Annotated in this window: 13 protein-coding genes; 8 read left to right on the top strand and 5 right to left on the bottom strand. The window is 43.6% G+C overall.

Features of this window, described 5'->3' with window-relative positions:
- Positions 1-26: 26 nt before the first annotated feature.
- A complete protein-coding gene (alaS, locus tag K1F36_RS17710; protein ID WP_220114965.1) occupies positions 27-2,639 on the bottom strand; it encodes an alanine--tRNA ligase in 2,613 nt (870 codons plus the stop codon).
- 104 nt (positions 2,640-2,743) lie between these two features.
- Here alaS and K1F36_RS17705 point away from each other — a divergent pair, with 104 nt between their 5' ends.
- The 5 genes from K1F36_RS17705 to K1F36_RS17685 are packed head-to-tail and all read left to right on the top strand — an operon-like array spanning position 2,744 to position 5,879.
- Complete coding sequence (locus K1F36_RS17705; protein ID WP_220114964.1) at positions 2,744-3,721, top strand: M23 family metallopeptidase; 978 nt, start codon at positions 2,744-2,746, stop codon at positions 3,719-3,721.
- Entirely contained in the window at positions 3,721-4,050 is a 330-nt protein-coding gene (locus K1F36_RS17700; RefSeq protein WP_014032144.1) for a MerR family transcriptional regulator, read from the top strand. The genes K1F36_RS17705 and K1F36_RS17700 overlap by 1 nt, the downstream gene beginning before the upstream one ends.
- 19 nt (positions 4,051-4,069) lie before the next feature.
- Positions 4,070-4,669 carry a LemA family protein gene (locus K1F36_RS17695; RefSeq protein ID WP_220114963.1) on the top strand — a complete coding sequence of 200 codons (600 nt, stop codon included), beginning with the start codon at positions 4,070-4,072 and terminating at the stop codon, positions 4,667-4,669.
- A 3-nt stretch (positions 4,670-4,672) separates the two neighbouring features.
- Positions 4,673-5,110 carry a TPM domain-containing protein gene (locus tag K1F36_RS17690; RefSeq protein WP_220114962.1) on the top strand — a complete coding sequence of 146 codons (438 nt, stop codon included), beginning with the start codon at positions 4,673-4,675 and terminating at the stop codon, positions 5,108-5,110.
- Positions 5,079-5,879, top strand: coding sequence for a TPM domain-containing protein (locus K1F36_RS17685; protein ID WP_417944528.1), 801 nt, complete (start codon positions 5,079-5,081; stop codon positions 5,877-5,879). Before K1F36_RS17690 ends, K1F36_RS17685 begins: the two co-directional genes overlap by 32 nt.
- A 16-nt stretch (positions 5,880-5,895) precedes the next feature.
- Here the strand turns inward: K1F36_RS17685 and K1F36_RS17680 are convergent, their stop codons facing one another.
- Complete coding sequence (locus K1F36_RS17680; protein ID WP_258539132.1) at positions 5,896-8,607, bottom strand: outer membrane beta-barrel protein; 2,712 nt, start codon at positions 8,605-8,607, stop codon at positions 5,896-5,898.
- A 293-nt stretch (positions 8,608-8,900) separates the two neighbouring features.
- On the opposite strand from K1F36_RS17680, the gene K1F36_RS17675 reads away from it, so the two are divergent.
- Both K1F36_RS17675 and pbpC read left to right on the top strand, forming a co-directional pair.
- Positions 8,901-14,459, top strand: coding sequence for an alpha-2-macroglobulin family protein (locus K1F36_RS17675; protein ID WP_220114961.1), 5,559 nt, complete (start codon positions 8,901-8,903; stop codon positions 14,457-14,459).
- 9 nt (positions 14,460-14,468) lie between these two features.
- The gene (pbpC, locus tag K1F36_RS17670; RefSeq protein WP_220114960.1) at positions 14,469-16,841 is read left to right on the top strand and encodes a penicillin-binding protein 1C; all 2,373 of its coding nucleotides are present in this window, start codon (positions 14,469-14,471) and stop codon (positions 16,839-16,841) included.
- Here pbpC and der read toward each other — a convergent pair whose 3' ends face one another.
- Positions 16,842-18,143, bottom strand: coding sequence for a ribosome biogenesis GTPase Der (gene der, locus K1F36_RS17665; protein ID WP_220114959.1), 1,302 nt, complete (start codon positions 18,141-18,143; stop codon positions 16,842-16,844).
- Positions 18,144-18,219: 76 nt separating this feature from the next.
- Between der and K1F36_RS17660 the strand changes: the two genes are divergently transcribed.
- A complete protein-coding gene (locus K1F36_RS17660; protein WP_220114958.1) occupies positions 18,220-18,735 on the top strand; it encodes a GTP-binding protein in 516 nt (171 codons plus the stop codon).
- Here K1F36_RS17660 and era read toward each other — a convergent pair.
- Together era and K1F36_RS17650 are read right to left on the bottom strand one after the other, a co-directional pair.
- Positions 18,732-19,613: a GTPase Era gene (gene era, locus K1F36_RS17655; RefSeq protein WP_220114976.1), complete on the bottom strand. Its 882-nt coding sequence runs from the start codon at positions 19,611-19,613 to the stop codon at positions 18,732-18,734. The genes K1F36_RS17660 and era overlap by 4 nt on opposite strands.
- Entirely contained in the window at positions 19,603-20,967 is a 1,365-nt protein-coding gene (locus K1F36_RS17650; protein WP_220114957.1) for an alanine/glycine:cation symporter family protein, read from the bottom strand. The genes era and K1F36_RS17650 overlap by 11 nt, the downstream gene beginning before the upstream one ends.
- Positions 20,968-20,992 lie beyond the last annotated feature (25 nt).

The following is a 20,992-nucleotide window of genomic DNA, read 5'->3' as shown; positions in this document are numbered from 1 at the left end:
ATTTGACAAATGTTAATCTAAGAAAATCATTTTAGATAATCCTTTACTTTCTCTAAGGCTTCGGGAATCCCTTCAGGTTTTTTACCACCAGCGGTAGCAAAGAACGGTTGTCCGCCTCCACCGCCTTGAATGTATTTTCCAAGTTCACGGACAATGGTTCCAGCGTTCAGGTCTTTTTCGGCAACCAAATCCTTGGAAATGTAGCAGGACAATACAGCTTTCCCATCTTTTTCCGAAGCCAGCAACAGGAACAAGTTATCTACCTGCCCGCCCATTTCAAAGGCCAAATCCTTGATGCCGCCCGCATCCAAATCCACTTTTTGAGCCAAAAACTTGATTCCGTTTACATCTTCCAATTCCGCAATCAACTCATTTTTGAGACCTTTGGCCTTATCCTTCAACAATTGCTCCACCTGCTTTTTAAGGGCAAGGTTTTCTTCTTGCAAACTGGCCACCGATTTTACAGGATCTTGGGAGTTTTTCAACATATCCTTGATCTCGAAGAGCATTCGATTGTTGTTGAAATAAAATTCTTTTACCGCATCCGAAGTAATGGCCTCTATCCTGCGGATTCCAGCAGCAACCGCTCCTTCGGAAACAATTTTAAAGTGCCAGATGTCGGCCGTGTTCTTCACATGGGTACCCCCACAAAGTTCAATGGATTGCCCAAAACGAATAGTTCTGACGGTATCGCCATATTTTTCTCCAAAAAGTGCCATTGCACCCTGCTCCATCGCTTCTTGCATGGGAACATTTCGACTTTCTTCCAAAGGAAGGTGTCCGTCGATACGAGCGTTCACAAAGTTTTCAACTTCCCGAAGTTCCTCGGTCGTCAATTTTGAAAAGTGGGAAAAATCAAAACGCAAATATTTGGAATGTACCGCAGAACCTTTCTGTTCCACGTGGGTGCCCAAAACCTCACGCAGTGCCTGATGCAACAAGTGCGTGGCCGTATGGTTGCACTCCGTTCTCCAACGCTGTTTTTCGTCGACCACCGCTTTAAAAGTTCCCGAAACCTCTTTGGGCAACGATTTCGCGAAGTGAACAATCTCGTTGTTTTCCCTTTTGGTATCCACAATATAGGTAACATCACCATTTGGAGCTTCCAAATAGCCCTTATCCCCTACCTGTCCACCACCTTCGGCGTAGAACGGGGTCAAATTGAAAACCAGTTGGTATTGGTCTCCTACTTTTTTGCTGGTCACCTTTCGATATTTTACCAGCTTTACCTGCGCTTCCAAACTATCGTAACCAATAAACTCCTGTTCGGTATCGGTCATCAATATGTTCCAATCGTCCTTGGACACTTCGGATGCTGCTCGTGAACGGTCCTTTTGGGCTTTCAATGCTTTTTCGAATCCTTCGGTATCCAATTGATAACCCTTCTCTTCCAAAATCAAGGAGGTCAAGTCTATCGGGAAACCGAAAGTATCGTAGAGTTCAAAGGCCTTGTCGCCCGCAATGGTTTTGTCTTTGGAAGACTTGATCACGGAATCCAACAGCACCAAACCTTGCTCCAAGGTGCTCAAGAAAGAGTTTTCCTCTTCCTTGATTACGTTTTCTATCAACTGGTGTTGTTCTTTCAACTCAGGAAAAGCCTTGCCCATCTGTTCGCTCAACACCTTTACCAGTCTATAAATAAATGGTTTGTTAGTGTCCAGAAAAGTAAATCCGTAGCGAATGGCACGGCGCAGAATTCTTCGGATTACATATCCTGCCCCCGTATTACTGGGCAATTGCCCATCAGCAATGGAAAAGGCAACTGCTCGCACGTGATCGGAAATAACACGGATAGCAATATCGGTTTCTTCGTCTTTCCCGTACTTTTTTCCTGTAATGGTTTCCACCTCGCGAATCAACGGGGTAAAAACGTCTGTATCGTAATTGGACTGTTTGTTTTGAAGCACCATACACAAGCGCTCGAAGCCCATTCCGGTATCAATATGTTTTTCGGGAAGTGGCTCCAAACTACCGTTAGCCTTACGGTTGAACTGCATAAAAACCAAGTTCCATATCTCTACCACCTGTGGATGGTCTTGGTTTACCAATGAAGCGCCATCAACTTTGGCTTTTTCTTCTTTGGAACGAATGTCCACATGGATTTCGGAACAGGGTCCGCAGGGACCTTGATCCCCCATTTCCCAGAAGTTGTCCTTTTTGTTCCCTTTGATGATGCGATCTTCGGGCACAATGGCCTTCCACAGATCATAGGCTTCTTGATCGAGCGGGAGATTATCATCCTCACTTCCTTCAAAAACGGAAACGTAAAGACTGTCCTTATCAATTTTATATACCTCGGTAAGCAATTCCCATGCCCACGCAATGGCTTCCTTTTTAAAGTAATCCCCGATGCTCCAGTTCCCCAACATCTCGAACATGGTATGGTGATAGGTATCTTTCCCGACCTCTTCGAGATCATTGTGTTTCCCACTTACCCTCAAACACTTTTGGGTATCTGTCAATCGTTTGCTCTTAGGAACGGAATTCCCCAAAAAGTACTCCTTGAACTGGTTCATACCGGCATTGGTGAACATCAGGGTAGGGTCGTCCTTCATTACCATAGGTGCAGATGGTACAATCTTGTGGTTCTTTTCTTTGAAAAAGTTTAAAAACTGGTTTCTAACTTCTTGGGATGTCATTGAATTCCTAGGGTTTTCTTAAATTTAACAGTTTAAGCAAAACAATTTTTATATTTGTTTGTTCTGATTAAAATGAGTGAGCAAAAATAGGATAAAATCCATTCATGTCTAAAGTAAAGTACTATTACGATCCGGATACCCTTTCGTACAGAAAGATCGAGCCGAAAAAATCGAAAAAATATAGGAATATTTTCCTATTCTTGCTGGGTTCAGCATTGTTCGGTTTCCTTGGACTGATCATTCTTTTGAACACCCGATGGGTAAATACGCCCAAAGAACTTTCTCTGGAAAGGGAAGTACGGAACTACGAGCTCCAATTTGATATCCTCAACCGTAAAATGGACCAAATGGAACAAGTTTTGGGTAATATCGAGGAAAGGGACAATAACATCTACCGTTTATATTTTGAAGCAAATCCGATACCTGAGGAACAGCGAAGAGCTGGTTTTGGTGGTATAAACCGCTATAAAGACCTTGAAGGTTTCAACAATTCCGAGATTATTATTGATGCCACAAAGCGGTTGGACATCATTCAAAAAGGAATGGTCATACAATCCAAATCCTTGGATGAAATAGCCAAATTGGCAGAGGAGAAAGAAAAACTATTGGCTTCCATTCCTGCAATTCAACCCGTAAGCAACGAAGATCTTACACGAATGGCCTCAGGTTACGGTTGGCGTTCCGACCCGTTTACAAAAGCCCGCAAAATGCACTGGGGAATGGATTTTACCGCGCCCAGGGGTTCGCCAATTTATGCCACCGGTGACGGAAAAGTAGTTCGGGCCGACAACAGGTCCTCAGGTTATGGAAAACACGTCCGTATCGATCATGGCTACGGTTATATCTCGCTATATGGCCACATGAGCAAATACAATGTAACGGTCGGTCAAAAAGTCAAAAGGGGAGACCTTATCGGCTTTGTTGGCAGCACGGGACGTTCCGAAGCACCACACGTTCATTACGAAGTATTTAAAGATGGTGAGCGTATCAACCCGATCAACTTCTACTATGGAAGTTTATCTGCCGAAGAGTTTGATAACATGCTCCGATTGGCGAACCAAGAAAACCAATCGCTGGATTAATGCACGTAGATCTACCCGAAAAACGATATTATGGCATTGGCGAAGTGGCCAAGGCCTTTGGGGTAAACACCTCTCTAATCCGTTTTTGGGAGAAAGAGTTCGACGTATTGCAACCCAAAAAGAATGCCAAGGGCAATCGCAAATTCACGCCACAGGATATCCAAAACCTTCAACTGATCTATCATTTGGTCAAGGAACGTGGGTTTACCTTGGAAGGGGCCAAAACGCATTTGAAGGAAGAAAAGCAAAAGGCGCTTTCCAATTTTGAAGTGATTCAAAAACTACAAAAGGTAAAAGCGGAACTGCTAAAGATCAAAGAACAACTATAAACACTTTAACCAATAAAAAATGAAAAAAGGTATCATAGCCATTATTGTCCTCGGGTTGCTTGGCGTAATCGTCGTGGGTTGGTACGTTAGGACCAACAACAACCTCATCAACATGAAAGGACAGGCCACGAAACAGTGGGCCAATGTGGAGAGCTCGTACCAGCGCAGAAGCGACTTGATCGGAAACCTTGTAAAAACAGTTCAGGGTGCCGCGGATTTTGAACGTGAAACCCTTTCGGACGTAATCGAAGCAAGGGCAAAGGCCACATCCACCAATATTGATGCAAACAACCTTACACCGGAACAGTTGGCTGAGTTCCAACAGGCCCAAACGGGATTATCCTCTGCACTTTCCAGATTATTGGTAACAGTGGAACGCTATCCCGACCTGAAAGCAAGCCAGAATTTTTTGGAGCTTCAATCGCAGTTGGAAGGCACCGAGAACAGAATCAATGTGGAACGTAACCGTTTCAATGATCTTGCCGGTGAGTACAACATCAAAATTCAACAAATTCCAACCAATATTGTTGCCAGTATCGGAAACTTTGACTCCATGCCATTGTTTAAATCTGATGCGGGTTCCGAAAAAGCCCCCGATGTGAACTTTGAATTCAACTAGCCAATGTCGCACGTAGAAGAATTTTTAACTGCCGAGGAAGAGAACGATATTGTAAACGCCATTGTAGAAGCCGAAAAAAATACTTCCGGAGAAATCCGCGTACATATTGAATCCACTTCCAAAATAGACCACTTTAGCAGGGCCCAGCAAATATTTCATTTCCTGAAAATGGACAATACCAAGGAGGGCAATGGGGTGCTTTTATATGTGGCCGTGGACGATAGAAAATTTGTAATCTATGGCGGTGAGGGCATTGACAGGGCGGTTCCCAAAGGATTTTGGGATACTACCAAGGATGTGATCGCTTCGCACTTTAAAAAAGGAAATTTTAAACAAGGTATCATTGATGGAATATTGATAGCCGGCAAAGAATTGCAGGCCCATTTTCCATGGAATCAAAATGATATCAATGAACTCAACGATGCGATATCCAAAGGGTAGTTTTTTACTGGCTTTTTTATGTGTTTCCCTAACTTGGGGGCAGTTCACCATACCAGCTAAACCCAAAAAACAGACGAGCGTTTACGACTACGTGGACCTATTGTCCCCCGCTCAGTATAGTGCATTGGAACAAAAGCTCGTTCGGTATTCGGACAGCACCTCCACACAGATCGTTGTGGCCATAATCAGTTCCACAGAAGGTGAGGAAATCAACTTTTTGGGAGCGCAATGGGGCCAAAAATGGGGCATCGGGCAAGCGGACAAGGACAATGGTGTATTGGTACTGCTGGCAAGGGACGACCGCAGAATTGCCATCAACACGGGATATGGTGTAGAAGGCAGACTCACCGACCTAATGTCGAGACGTATTATAGAAACAGTGATCATTCCCGAATTTAAGAAAGGAGATTATTATAGTGGTCTTGACAAAGGTTCTGATGCAATTTTTAAAGTATTGACGGGCGAGTTTACCGAGGACCGGACTTTTGGCAACGGTAAAAAATTCCCGATAGATGCACTTTTTCCGATAATCATCTTTTTTGTCATCATCATTATTCTTTGGAGCCGAAAAAATAAAGGTGGAGGTGGCAATGGTGGCCGTGGAGGTCGAGGCCCAAGCATTTGGGATATGATCATTCTGAGCAACATGGGACGTAGCTCTGGATCTTCAGGAGGATTTGGTAGCGGAGGAGGATTCAGCGGCGGTGGATTCAGTGGAGGCTTCGGAGGAGGTGGATTTGGCGGGGGCGGTGCCTCCGGCGGATGGTAACCAAACTCCTTTTTTTTTACAATCTGATAAACCGTCCACCTCTTTTTTCCGGTGCTCCCCCACCACCAAAAGAATCAAATTTTATGGTCAAGCTGCCCATAAAGTAACGTTTAAGTGCGGTACCCTGAAAATCCTGGATAAAATCCTGTCCAGTGGTCCTTCTGGTGTTGATGTTCTGATTGAGAAGGTCGTAGGCCAACACCTTTAACGTTGCTTTCTTTTTGAACATTTGCACGCCTAAACTCATGTTCCAAAATATGGCGTCCTTATCAAACCCCGCACCAAGGTTACCATTGTAACTATAGGTGATGTCATTGCCCCACACCAAGTTTTCTGGCCAATAAGAGGTGAGCTTAAAAGATAGATTGTGTGTCGTAAAATCAACATCTTCCACATTGTCCAAATTATATCGCGTAGCATTTACGGCCAAAGTGTACTCGGGTTCAATCTCCAGCATTTCCTTATAGTTGAACAAAAGTCCCGCGCTGGGCCTGATCGCAAAAGTGTTGGATTCTAGTTGGGACCCATTGGTGAAACCCACCTGCTTGTTAATGCTCGCATTGGGCCTCAGGGTGAATTTTAAGGTATAAAGACTATCCTTTTTAATCTGTTTTGAGTAATTGATGCCCATCGCCGCATTGTAATTGCCCTTTACATTTTGGTAAGTCGTCGTTCTGATGAAGTCTTCATCCGTTGTAGTGCTGGATACTATCCTGTCCTCATCTATACCCAAATTGGCCCAAAAGAATACTCCCGTTCTTTCCCTCCAATTGTAGTTATTGAAATTCAAATAAAAATTATGGTTAATCTGAGGGTCCAAGTTGGGGTTACCTTGAACAATGTTCAATGGATTGCTCACATTGGGAACTGGCTGCATTTGGTTTATAGACGGTACCTGCAATTGGGAACGATAGTTAAAACTCATCCGTTTGTTATTGCCAAGGTCATAGTTGGCGTAAGAACTTAAAAGCAAGTTGTTATAATCCTTGGAAAAGGAGGTTTCCTGTATAAAATCCTCGTTTTCCAACCTATTGCTCTCCAAACGCGCCCTAAGGTTGAATCTTAGTTTTTTACCATTGGAGCCAACGCCCACCTCCGGTACATGCTTGTTCACCTTAAAATCAAAATCGGAACTTAGTTCCATGTTGTAAATATATTCACCCGTGAGCTCATCAAAATCAGAAACCGTTCTTTGGTTCTGCTGTTCGTTTTTCTCGTAACTATATCTAAAATCCAAATACAGCTCCTTGTTAAGCGGCTGTCGGTAGGAGCCACCCAACTCATAATTATCATTGGAGTTATCCACCAAAGTTCTTTGGTCCAAAAGTACTTGACTAGGGTTGTCGCCATAAATATTTCTTTCAGAATTCAGTGAGGTTTCAGAATCGCTTACCCGATTATCATTGTTGAAATATACACGCACATATTTGCCCAACGTATCCAAGCGTTTCATAATCTCCAACCTATTGCCAAAATTTCGCTGGAAACCATCGGTTACCTGTAAAGATGTATTATCGTTGATCAAATTACCATCCCCATCTGTGGAAACTGTGTTCTCAAGATTGGATGAGTTGGTATTGTTCACACTAAAATTCGGCTGTATGGTAATCCTTGTAGTCTTGTCCACATCAAACTCTAAATTGGCCGCAGCTTGGTTGGATATGGTCCCGCCCACAAAATTGGTCTCGGTATCGGTAAAAAAACTTCCATCGGGCAAAATATTTTCCCTGGATGTCCGCTCATCATTATAAGAATCGCTATAGGCATAAAAATAATTTCCATCAGCCTTATATTTCCCTTTATCCTGATTGGCATAACTCCCTCCAATGGTAGAAGATGTAACGATACCTTCGCCAAAACCGAACGACATGTTTCCAATGGAAAAGGAACCATTTCTATTGAAATTGATACCTCCACCCCTTGAATTCCCGACCATTTCATAGATTTCATCAAATGAAAATCCAGGGTTGTTGATATTATTACTACTCCCAAGAACACTGATGCGTTCCGTATCGTTGAAATAGTTTAGAAGGCCGTTTGCCTGGTATCTATCATCCGTACCATAACCTCCGGACAACCTACCCATATATCCTTTGTTCTTATCCTCCTTTAAAGTAAGATTGATGGTTTTGGTCTCTCCGTTGCCTGATTCTCCGATAAATTCCTGTTCCTTGGTCTTGGTGTCCGTAATCTGTATTTTGCTAATAACATCCTTGGACAAAGATTTTGTGGCGACTTTTGGGTCGGTGCTAAAAAACACTTGACCGTTTACGAGCACTTGATTAACCTCTTTTCCGTTAACAGTTATGGTACCATTACTGGCCACTTCCACACCGGGGAGTTTTTTCAATACATCTTCCACGGTTGCGTCTGGTCTTGTCTTAAAGGAATCTGCATTAAATTCCAGCGTATCCTTCTTTACCGTTATTGGAACGCGTTCACCAATTAAATCTATCCCATCCAATTGTTGCACCCGCTCCTCCATTTTGATTGTCCCAATCTCCATCACAGGTTCCAAGGTCACTTCACGTATTTGGGGTGTAAAGCCATTGCTGGAAAATGCCAATCTCGCTTTTTTATAAGCCGTTTTTCCCTCCAAGGCAAAAATTCCTTCTGAATTGGTTATCGTGTAGGTAATTAAAGTACTGTCCCTTAAGGTCTCCGCGTAAATGGTAGCGGCTTCGATTGGTAATCCTGTGGCTGCATCAACAATTTTTCCCTTGACCAAAAAGTCTTGGCTTTGTGCAGTGGAAAACGAAAAAAATAATAGAATTAAAGCGTAGTGAAGGTAATTTTTTCCCAATTTGAATCTGTCTTGTATGGTTACTTATGGTGTTTAGACTGCTAAATATCGGATTGGTAAATTAAGTGAAGGCACTTTTAACGAAACTTTGAGAAAATTATCCCCCGACCTTCATACGTAAACTCAAAAGCACCATCCGTAAACTTATGCTATGCCGCTTTTCAATTTTAAGTATCTTGCTTTCAGATTAACTTTTGAATAAAAACACTAGCTTTCTCATGTCTCGATCCTACAAAACCATTCTTATTGCCCTACTTATTCTAGTTGCATCTTGCAAAAAAAAGGGTGGCTCTGAAACCGATAATCTCTTCAAGTTCAAGGATTACATAAGTTATCACACCAACGGCAATCAAAGTATTTCTACTCCAATTACCATTGCGTTGGCCCAACAGTTGGAACAGTTTGAACTGACGCAGGAACTTCCCAAGGAATATTTGGACATCTCGCCCAAGGTGGATGGCCAACTGATCATTGACAATGGAAGGGAAATCACCTTTCAACCCACTGAATATTTAAAACCAAATACGGAATACACCGTTAGCCTGAAACTCAACAAACTCATCGAGGATATAAAAAGTGAGTTTAAGACGTACACTTTTAGTTTTAAGACCATTGCCCCTAATTTTAGGGTCAACCTAGGAGATTTACAGTCGTATAGCAAAGATTGGCAATACCTAACGGGTACTTTGGATGCTTCGGATGTTTTGGAAGCATCCAAAATAGAAACGATACTTTCCGTAAAGCAGGGAGATAAAACTATCCCCGTGAAATGGGACAATATTTCGGAAAACGCACAGTACTTCAGTTTTAAAATTGACAGTATTTCCAGAAAAACGGACGATAGCGAACTTATTATCAATTGGACAGGCGATGCATTCAATATTGACAATAAAGGCTCGGAAAATTATACGATTCCTGGCAAAAACAAATTTGTGATTATTGATGCCAAGACCACATCATCACCCAATGCTGTGCTTACCCTAAATTTCTCCGAACCCTTAAAACAGGATCAAAACCTAAATGGTTTGGTCACCATTGAAAATGCGGAAAGCGTTCGATATGAAATCAACGGCAACGTTTTAAGCGTCTACCCGTCCAATCGCATTTTAGGTGAGGTGCGCATCAATGCCTTTCAAGGAATAAAAAGTGAATATGGTTTCACGTTGAAAAATGACTTTTCCGAACTGGTCTCTTTTGAACAGCTCAAACCGGCTGTTCGATTGATTTCCAAAGGAACCATTCTCCCCAATGCGTCATCCACGCCCATTTATTTTGAAACCGTCAACCTTGCTGCCGTTGAAGTTCGTGTAATTCAAGTGTATCAGGACAATATGCTCCAGTATCTCCAAAACTATGATTTGACCGAAAGTTACAGCCCCGATTTTAGACCCGTTGGACGCAGGGTAGCCTACAAAGTGATTCCGCTCACAAAAGACGGCAACCAAAATTCCAGCTACTGGCAGGCTCACGGTCTCGATTTGTCGGAGTTGATAAAAATAAATCCCGGTTCACTGTATCGGGTGGAGTTCAGTTTTAAGAAAGAACACACCACTTACGATTGTGGAGATAGTGCCGAAACCGAAGAATCCAACACCGAATATGCTTTAGAGCAAAGCTCGGATGAAGCCTCCGAAGAAGAGCGCTACTGGAACAACGAAATCTACAACTACAGAAATTATGATTACAATTGGGAAGAGCAGGACAACCCTTGCCATTCCGCCTACTACAACTACGATAGGATAGCAGCAACAAATCTATTGGGAAGCGATTTAGGGCTCATCGTGAAAAAAGGAAGCAACCGCTCCCATCATTTTGCCGTAACCAACTTGCTCACCACACAACCCGTGTCAGGAGCCAGAATAAAACTCTACAACTATCAACAGCAATATATCGGCGAGGTTACAACCGATCCACAAGGTCTTTCCGTTTACGATAGCGACAAGGGCATTGCCTTTGCGGTGGCAGAACATAACAACAATTTTGCCTATGCCAAACTTACGGACGGAAATGCATTGTCCCTGAGTAAATTTGATGTTTCCGGAGAGCAGCTCCAAAAAGGATTGCAAGGTTATTTGTATGCCGAAAGAGGAGTACACCGACCCGGCGATATCATTCATTTGACCTTTGTTTTGGATGACAATGCCAACCCCTTGCCTAAAGGGCACCCCGTGGCTTTGGAAGTCAGTGATGCACGTGGTAAACTGGTGCAACGTCATGTTTTAAAAGAAGGCAGTATTCCCGTTGCCGATGGTCTGTACGCAAAAAAAGAAAAGAATTTCTACTACTTCCCCATTCCGACTGAAGCTACCGCCCCCACTGGAAACTGGTCTGCCAAAGTGATTGTGGGAGGGGCACAGTTCACTAAAACTTTAAAGGTAGCCACTGTAAAACCGAATCGATTAAAAGTGGATTTTACTTTTGATGATGAAGTACTGGAAGCCAATTCCACCAACAGGGGAAAAGCCGAAGTAAAATGGCTGCATGGCGCTCCAGCACGTAACTTAAAAATCGATATAAATGCTACGTTGAGCGAGACCTCCACAGCATTTCCTAAGTACAAAGGTTATGTTTTCCAAGACCCTGTACGCACATTCAACCAAACTGAATTGCAATGGATATCATCAAACTTGGATGCTAATGGAGTACTCGACATCAACAAAAAAATCGACGTGAACGGCAACGCACCGGGAATGCTGCAAGCAACTTTTACAACAAAAGTGTTTGAAGGAGGCGGCGACTTTTCAATAGATGTATTCTCCAAAAATTTGGCCCCATTTTCCAACTTTGTCGGCCTTCGTTCACCGGAAGCTAAACAGTACGGTTCTTTCTTAACGGATGACAACAATACGTTTGATGTGGTTACCGTGGATGCACAAGGAAATCCATCGGGCAACCGAAAATTAAAAGTGCAAGTGTTCAAAATTGAATGGCGCTGGTGGTGGAACCGTGGTTACGATAACTTATCACGATATGAAAATGCCACCGTGCACCGACCGTTCAAAGAAATGAATGTAACTACGGGAAGCGAGGGCAAGGCCAATTTCAACATCAATGTTCCCGATGAGCAAGGCGGACGTTACCTCATCCGTGTGATTGATGAAGTTTCCGGTCATGCAACGGGACGTACGGCTTATTTTTATCGTAATTGGTGGCGAAGACCTTCATCTGCAGATGCCGAAAGCTCAAAAATTTTGATTTTCTCCACCGATAAGGAAAAATATACCCTTGGGGAAAAAGCGACTGTAACTTTTCCTTCAGATAAAGGCGGTCGCGCTTTAATTAGCATCGAAAACGGTACAGAGGTACTCTCCCAACAATGGATAGAAACTTCAGCCAAAGAAACTCGGGCCACCATTCCGATTACGGCAGAAATGGCTCCGAATGCCTACGTGAACATTTCCTTGTTGCAACCACACAGTCAGGTTAAAAACGATTTGCCCATTCGTTTGTACGGTGTGGTTCCGCTGTTAGTGGAAAATCCAGCCACATTCTTGGAGCCGCAAATCAGCATGCCGGATGTGCTGCAACCGGAAACATCGTACAAGGTGACCATTTCCGAGGCCAATAAAAAACCAATGACCTATTCGTTGGCCGTGGTAGATGATGGTCTTTTAGACTTGACACGCTTTACCACTCCAGATATTCACAGTGCATTCTATGCCAGACAGGCCTTGGGAGTAAAGACTTTTGACATTTTTGATGATGTGATGGGAGCCTACTCCGTAAGTGTGGATAACATCTACGCCATAGGAGGTGGTGGCATTGGAGCTGGCGCCAAAAACCGAAAGGCACAACGTTTTAAACCCGTCGTTACGTATCTGGGTCCGTTTACCCTAAAGGCAGGCGAAAAAGTATCGCATACCATAGATATGCCGAACTACGTAGGTTCCGTACGCACCATGGTAGTTGCCGGGAACCCGAACAGCGCTTATGGCAATTCCGAAAAAACTACGCCTGTACGCAAACCTTTGATGGTACTGACCTCCATTCCTCGAAAATTATCACCCGGCGAAACCGTGACCATCCCGGTTACCGTATTTGCCATGGAACCCAAAGTGAAAAATGTAAAGGTCAATATTGATGCAGGAAAAGCATTGGAGCCCATTAATGGAACTTCCAAGAGCATTACGTTCAATGCAGTTGGGGAACAAATTGTCAACTTTGATTTTAAAGTCAATCCAACATCATCTTTCCAAACCATAAAAGTGACCGCTACGGGCGCTGGCGAAAGCGCATCCAACGAGACAGAAATCGATGTGGAAAATCCGAATCCCGTGACCACCAAAAGTGAATTGTACACGCTCGACCCCAACGCGTCACAGACCATCTCAATGGAAACTTTTGGCACTTCGGGAACCAACGAGGCATTTATAGAATTCTCAACGCTTCCTCCAATGGATTTCTCCAAACGAATGGATTACCTGCTCCGCTATCCCCATGGATGCGTGGAGCAAACCACTTCCGCAGCATTCCCTCAATTGTTCTTGGCGGATGTATTGGACATCACTTTTGATAAAAAGAAGGAGATTGAGAAAAACATAAAAGCTGCCATTGAACGACTTGGCGATTTCCAAGTTCCCAATGGGGGATTGAGTTACTGGCCCGGTTATGGCAATGCGGATGATTGGGGAACCTCCTACGCAGGTCATTTTATGCTGGAAGCCAAACAGCAGGGGTATCAATTACCGTTGACCTTCTTGAGCAATTGGCTGCGCTACCAGAAAAATGCCGCACGCCAATGGAGCAACCAAAGTACTTACTACAACGACGATGTTTCACAAGCATACCGTTTGTACACCTTGGCCTTGGCCCAACAGCCCGAACTGGCCGCAATGAACCGTTTACGGGAAACCGCAAACCTCAGCAACGAGGCCAAATGGAGATTGGCGGCTGCTTATGCCTTGGTCGGGAAAAAAGAGGTGGCTGAGGCCATCGCCCAAAAGGCAAACATCAACTTTAAACCCAATAACTACAATTACAGAACCTATGGTTCGGTATTCCGAAACCGTGCAATGGCCTTAGAGACTATGGTGATTTTGGGCGACACGCAACAAAGGGAACTGGCCGTTTCCTTGGCCAAAAATTTATCATCCCAGCAATGGTACAGCACCCAAGAAACAGCTTTTGCTCTCTTGGCAATGTCCAAAATGGTTATGAAGAATGGAGGAAGGTCCATCGACCTTACTTTTACCAATAATAGAAAAAACATTAATGTTAAAACCGACAGGGCCATAGCGCAGCGGGAACTTTCCGTCACTTCGTTCAAAGAAGACATCGAAGTGAAAAATAATCAAGGAAACATCATTTACGCGACCCTTACCCAAACTGGAAAGTTGCCGGTCGGCGAGGAATTGACACAGCAGCAAAACCTAAGGTTGTCCGTGAACTATCAAGATCCATTGGGCAATTCCGTCAATATAAATGAACTGAGACAAGGAACAGAATTTGAAGCAAAAGTGACCATCTTCAACAGTTCCGATGATTATATCGACAATGTGGCACTGACCCATATCGTACCCAGCGGATGGGAAATCGTGGACACCTCTTTTGTAAGCGGGGACAATGAAAATGCGTCCAAAGCGGATTATGTGGATACACGGGACGACCGAACGCACCTATATTTTGATTTGGACGCCAAAAAATCAAAAGTCTTTACCATCAAATTGAATGCATCGTTCTTGGGCGATTATTATTTGCCCGGGGCCCAAGTCGAAGCGATGTATGACAACAACTACCTAGCCCGAAACAAAGGCCAATGGGTAAAAATAGTTCAGTAATGTTAATGAATGTTTGAGTTTTTTTCGCCTGTAAAAAAATATATTGCCAACCATAAAATCACGTTTGGTGTATTTTTCATCACTCTGATTTTATGGTTGTTTTGCCTGCCCAAAAATCTGTTCGAAGTCCCAACATCAACCGTTGTTGACAGTTCGGAGGGTTCGCTCATCGGGGCACGTATTGCCGATGATGGCCAATGGCGGTTTCCTCAGATTGATTCTGTTCCCGAACGCTTCAGACAGAGTATTTTACTTTTTGAAGATGAGTATTTTTATCAGCACCCCGGCTTCAACCCCATTTCCATTATTAAAGCCATCGGACACAATCTAACCAAAGAAACGCGAAGAGGCGGCAGTACCATCACACAACAGGTTATCCGCCTCAGCCGTAAAAATCAAAGCAGAACATATTGGGAAAAAATCATCGAAATATTTATGGCCACTCGATTGGAGCTACGTTACTCCAAAGAAGAAATTTTGAAACTTTATGCCTCCCACACACCTTACGGGGGCAATGTAGTGGGATTGGAAACGGCAGCTTGGCGTTACTTTGGAATTCCTGCCCACGAACTGAGCTGGGGGCAATCTGCTGCCTTGGCCGTTTTGCCCAATGCCCCGGCACTTATTTTCCCGGGACGAAACGAACAGGCCTTTTTGGACAAGCGAAACCGGTTATTGAAAAAATTATGGGAGAAAGGAGTCATTGATGAAACCACCTACGAATTGGCCATAGCAGAACCGCTTCCGCAAAAACCTTTTCCCCTGCCCGATGTGGCACCTCATCTTACCGAGCGTATCCGAAATGAGCATCCGGGCGAACGTGTGACCACTTCGATTCAAAGACCCTTACAGCAACGATTGAATCTTTTGGCAGAACGACATTATCGGCAATTGCAGAGCAACGAAATACACAACTTGGCCATTTTAGTGCTTGATGTGGAAACACGAAAAGTTTTGGGATATGTAGGAAATTCTCCTTCGGATGAAACACACGCCAATTATGTGGACATCATTACCAAAAAAAGAAGCACTGGAAGCACCTTGAAGCCCTTTCTGTTCGCTTCTTTGTTGGATGAAGGTCAATTGCTGCCCCATAGCTTAGTGGAGGATGTTCCAACGGTAATCAACGGATACAACCCTCAAAATTTTAATTTGAAATACGTAGGCTCCGTGCCTGCCAGCAAAGCATTATCCCGCTCGTTGAATGTCCCTGCTGTCCGCTTGCTACGGGAATATGGACTTCAAAAGTTCTATAACAAACTCCACAAAATGAAGATGGAATCGTTGGACAAGCCTGCTTCCTATTATGGGCTATCCTTGATTCTCGGTGGTGCGGAAAGTTCCCTTTGGGAAGTGACTTCGACCTATGCCTCTACAGCTTCCAGTCTGAATTATTTTTTGACCCATTCCAGCACGTACCGCAATAAAGAATTTACAGAAGCTACGTATTTACAAAACGAGACGAAGAACTTCGGCAACGAACAATTTGACCCTTTGGTTTTTGGAGCAGGTTCCATTTACAGCACATTTCAGTCCATGTACGAGGTCAACAGACCTGAAGGTGACGAAAATTGGCAGTTTTTTGATTCCTCGCAGCCCATTGCATGGAAAACTGGTACCAGTTTTGGTTTTAAGGATGCTTGGGCCGTTGGGGTCACGCCAAAATATGCCATTGGAGTTTGGGCGGGAAATGCCGATGGTGAAGGCAGGCCCGGACTTACAGGAATCACAGCAGCAGCCCCACTTCTTTTTGATGTCTTGGATGCACTTCCCCAAAGCGGATGGTTTAAAGAACCATTTGATGACCTTGTGGAGTTGGAGATTTGTGTTCAAAGTGGATATCGTGCGTCCGTTTATTGTGATGATGTTAAAAAAGAATGGGTGCCTACACACGGAACACGAAGTGGTCCGTGCCCCTATCATCAGCAGGTTTTTTTAGATGCTTCGGAACAGTATAGAGTAAACTCCGAATGTTACCCTCTGGAAAATATGGTCGCCAAGAATTGGTTGGTGCTCCCTCCTATTTTGGAATATTATTACGCTTCTTCGAATCCAAATTACAAACCTCTACCGCCTTATTTGGAAGGTTGTTCTGCATTGGAAAATAATTTAATGGAATTCATCTACCCTAAAAGAAATGAAACCGTGCTACTCCCAAAGGATTTGGGCGAAAAAAGTATGGAAATCATTCTAAAACTGGCACACCAACAATCCAACGCTATCATTTATTGGTATTTGGATGAATTATTTATTGGCAAGACAGAGAATTTCCATGAGCTGATTCTACCCATCGAAGCCGGTGAGTATATGCTCACAGTCGTGGACAATCAGGGCAATCGAATTCAGCAATTGGTGAAAGTACGCTCAGCTTCGGGCGAATAATTATTTCTTCCGCATAAAAATGGTCATCGGAACACCGGTAAAATCAAAGTTTTGCCTGATTTTGTTCTCCAAGAATCGTTTGTAAGGATCCTTTACATACTGTGGCAAATTGCAGAAAAAGGCAAATTGCGGGTATGGCGTGGGCAATTGGGTGCAAAACTTGATCTTTACGTATTTCCCTTTGGTTGATGGTGGCGGTGTTTTTTCAATGATGGGAAGCAAAATATCGTTCAGCTTTCGTGTCGGGATACGTTTAGAACGGTTTTTATAAACATCCACAGCGGTTTCGATGGCCTTATAAATCCTTTGTTTGTTCATAACGGATATGAAAAGTATCGGCACATCTTCAAAAGGAGAAATCACTTCTTTTATTTTTACGGTGTATTCCTTTACCGAATTGGTCTCCTTCTCTACCAAATCCCATTTGTTCACTAGAATCACGATGCCTTTATTGTTGCGCTGGGCCAGCCAAAAAATGTTCTGCACCTGTCCATCAAAACCTCTTGTGGCGTCCAACATCACGATACATACATCGCAATACTCAATGGCACGAACCGAACGCATTACAGAGTAAAATTCCAAATCTTCCTTCACTTTGGCTTTTCTGCGGATTCCTGCCGTGTCCACCAAATTGAATTCAAATCCAAACCGATTATACTTGGTATCGATGCTATCGCGTGTAGTTCCCGCGATATCGGTAACAATGTATCTATCCTCTCCTATCAATGCATTGATAAAGGACGATTTTCCCGCGTTGGGCCTTCCCACCACGGCAAAACGGGGCAATTCGCTTTCTTCTTCCACTTCCTCTGGGAGCACTTTCACAAGGGCATCCAACAATTCTCCAGTACCACTGCCATTGATACTTGAAAGGGTGTAATATTCGCCCAACCCCAAGGAATAGAATTCCACGGCATCGGCCATACGTTTGGCATTGTCCACTTTGTTCACAGCCAAAAAAGTGGGTTTATCGACCCTACGCAAAAGCTTGGCGACATCTTCGTCCATTCCTGTGACACCGGATTCCACATCCACCATAAAAATGATGGCATCGGCCTCATCAATGGCCAATTCCACTTGTTTATCGATTTCTTTTTCGAAAACATCGTCGCTACCCAAAACGTAACCACCGGTATCGATCAAGGAAAACTCCTTGCCGTTCCAGTCACTTTTGCCGTAATGACGGTCTCGCGTAACACCGCTTACGGCATCGACTATCGCCTCACGGCGCTGAATAAGTCGGTTGAAAAAAGTGGACTTCCCAACATTGGGCCTTCCTACAATGGCTACAATAGCTCCCATTAGGTTTAATTTTTGGCAAAAATACCATTTATTATGAATAAAAAATGATACCTTTTTTCATCATTTTCAAATGATTATGAGCGACTTGACCAACGAGATAGTTTTACGGCCCCGTTTTGGCGTGTCCCTAAGAGTAAATTTAGAACAATTGGAATCCATTTTTGATGCGGCTTCGGCTGATTCCTTATTAATCAAAAGACTGGATGAACATATTTTTGTCAAGTTCAGAAAGGCGGAAACTACCTTTTGGACACCCCAACTTCATTTGGAACTGTCGTCGTTCGAGGAAGGTGTCAGCAATATTCGTGGCGTTTTTGGCCCCAATCCCACGCTTTGGACCTTTTTTATGTTCCTGCATTTTGGTGTAGGCACCATTTTTATCATCATGGGAATTTTTGCCTATTCCAATTATTCTTTGGGCAAGGATGTTACCTTCTGGTTGGTGGGCATGTTCTTATTAGTAGTGATTTGGTTTGCCCTCTATGCCTTCGGCCGTTTGGGAAAATCGAAAGGAAAAGACCAAATGGAGCAGTTGAAACAATTTGTCCGGAATACCATCGCCCCTTTTGAACGAATCAATAGCGATGCCTAGCCATTGTACCCAAATCTCCTAAGCTGCTGGGAGCTGCTTCGCCAGTTCTTGTTCACTTTTACATATAGTTCGATATGAACTTGTTTGGCAAAAAACTTTTCGAGGTCTTTTCTGGCTTCCACCCCTACTTTTTTAATGGCGGCACCCTTATGCCCAATAATAATTCCTTTTTGGGTATCGCGTTCCACCATAATTACTGAACGGATTCGGATAATATCTTCATCTTCCAAAAACTCCTCGGTCTCCACCTCTACTGAATAGGGAATCTCCTTTTTATAGTGAAGTAAGATTTTCTCACGGATGGTCTCGTTCACGAAAAAACGCTCTGGTTTGTCCGTCATTTGATCCTTGGGATAATACGGCGGTGCTTCGGGCAAAAGTTCCAAAATACGATTGAATACTTCGGTAACATTAAAGTTTTCCAAAGCGGATATGGGATGAATTTCTGCGCTGGGCAATTGTTCCTGCCAATACTGCATCTGCTCTTCCAATATTTGTTGGTCGGATTTATCAATTTTGTTGAGAAGGAGCAAGACTGGGATTTTGCTGTTCTGCAATTTTTTGAAGAAATTTTCGTCTTTGAGCGCTTTCTCTCCTATTTCAACCATATAGAGCAGCACATCAGCATCCTCGAAGGCGGATTTAACGAAATCCATCATAGAGGTTTGCAGCTCATAGGCCGGTTTGATGATGCCTGGGGTATCGGACAAAATCACTTGGAAATCATCTCCGTTGACAATCCCCAAAATACGATGACGCGTGGTCTGAGCCTTGGAGGTGATAATGGACAGTTTCTCCCCAACAAAGGCATTCATCAATGTAGACTTGCCCACATTGGGATTCCCTATAATATTTACAAATCCTGCTTTATGCGTCACCGTTCTTTCTTTTTTCAAAATATTGTTTGGATGCTGTGTTCACCTTTGGTGAAAGGTACAACACAGCGATCATATTTGGAATGACCATCAATGCATATGATAGGTCAATCAAGTTTTTTACCAATTTCAATGATGCCACTGCGGCAAAAACAATCATCACTATAAAAAATACATTGTACCACTTTCCGATTTTGGCATTCGTCAAAAATGACAAACTTTTCACACCATAATACGAATACGTAAATAGGGTCGACAATGCAAAAGCTGCTACGATAACCATCAAGAGCACATCCCCGATTCCGTACAACGTAGTTTCAAAGGCGGACATCGTCATGGTTATCCCACTGCCATCCTCAAGATAAGCTCCACTCAAAATAATGACCACCGCGGTAAAGGTACATACTAAAATGGTATCTATAAATGGACCCAACATGGCAACGAGGCCTTCTTTTGCGGGTTCGTCGTTTCGGGACTGCCCGTGGTACATGGGTGCACTACCAAGACCAGCTTCGTTGGAGAACATGGCCCTACGGACTCCCACGATTACGAGGCCCCAGAATCCGCCGGTAACGGCGGTATCGAAGTTCCATGCTTCGACCAAAATCATTTTAAGGGCAGGCCAAACTTCCCCTGCATGGCTAGCCATCACAAAAATGACCGCCAACAGATAAATTCCCACCATAAAAGGCACAATGGCAGAAGCTACTTTGGCAATTTTGTTCAGTCCGCCAAAAATTACGATAGATGTGATGATAGCCAGAAAAAAGCCTATTCCCAATTTCCAATTGTATTCACTAGTGGCCAAAAGGGTCTCGTGCGGTTGCACTACCCCCATAAAGGCCTCGGTAAATTGATTGGCTGTAAACACCCCCAAAAAACCAAACAATCCACAAATACTAAAAAATATGGCCATGGGTTTTGCCCATTTCCCCATTCCTTGTGTAATATAAAACATGGGCCCTCCTTGCATATGTCCATCAGAATCTGTTCCACGGTACATAATGGCCAAGCTCCCTGAATAAAATTTGATGCCCATGCCCAAGAGTGCGGTCATCCAAATCCAGAAGACAACGCCCGGTCCACCATCATGAATGGCAATGGCCACTCCTGATATGTTTCCCAATCCTACCGTTGCCGCTACTGCTGCCGATAATGCTTGAAACGAACTTACATCTCCTTTTGCATTCTTGTCATCGTACTTTCCCGAGACCACGGCAATGGCATGACCAAAATGGCGGAAGGGTGCAAATTTGGAGTAAAAAGCCAGAAAGAGCCCGCCACCAATAAGCAGAATGAACATAGGCCACTCGGTATATGGCAAAAGTGAAGATATAAAATCGTTGATTGCGTCCATAAGGTAAAAACGGCCAATTTATGGA

This window comes from Flagellimonas abyssi (assembly GCF_019457905.1).
Lineage (GTDB): Bacteria > Bacteroidota > Bacteroidia > Flavobacteriales > Flavobacteriaceae > Flagellimonas > Flagellimonas abyssi.
Note: the sequence above shows the minus strand (reverse complement) of the source record. Positions and strands in the feature narration are given on the sequence as shown.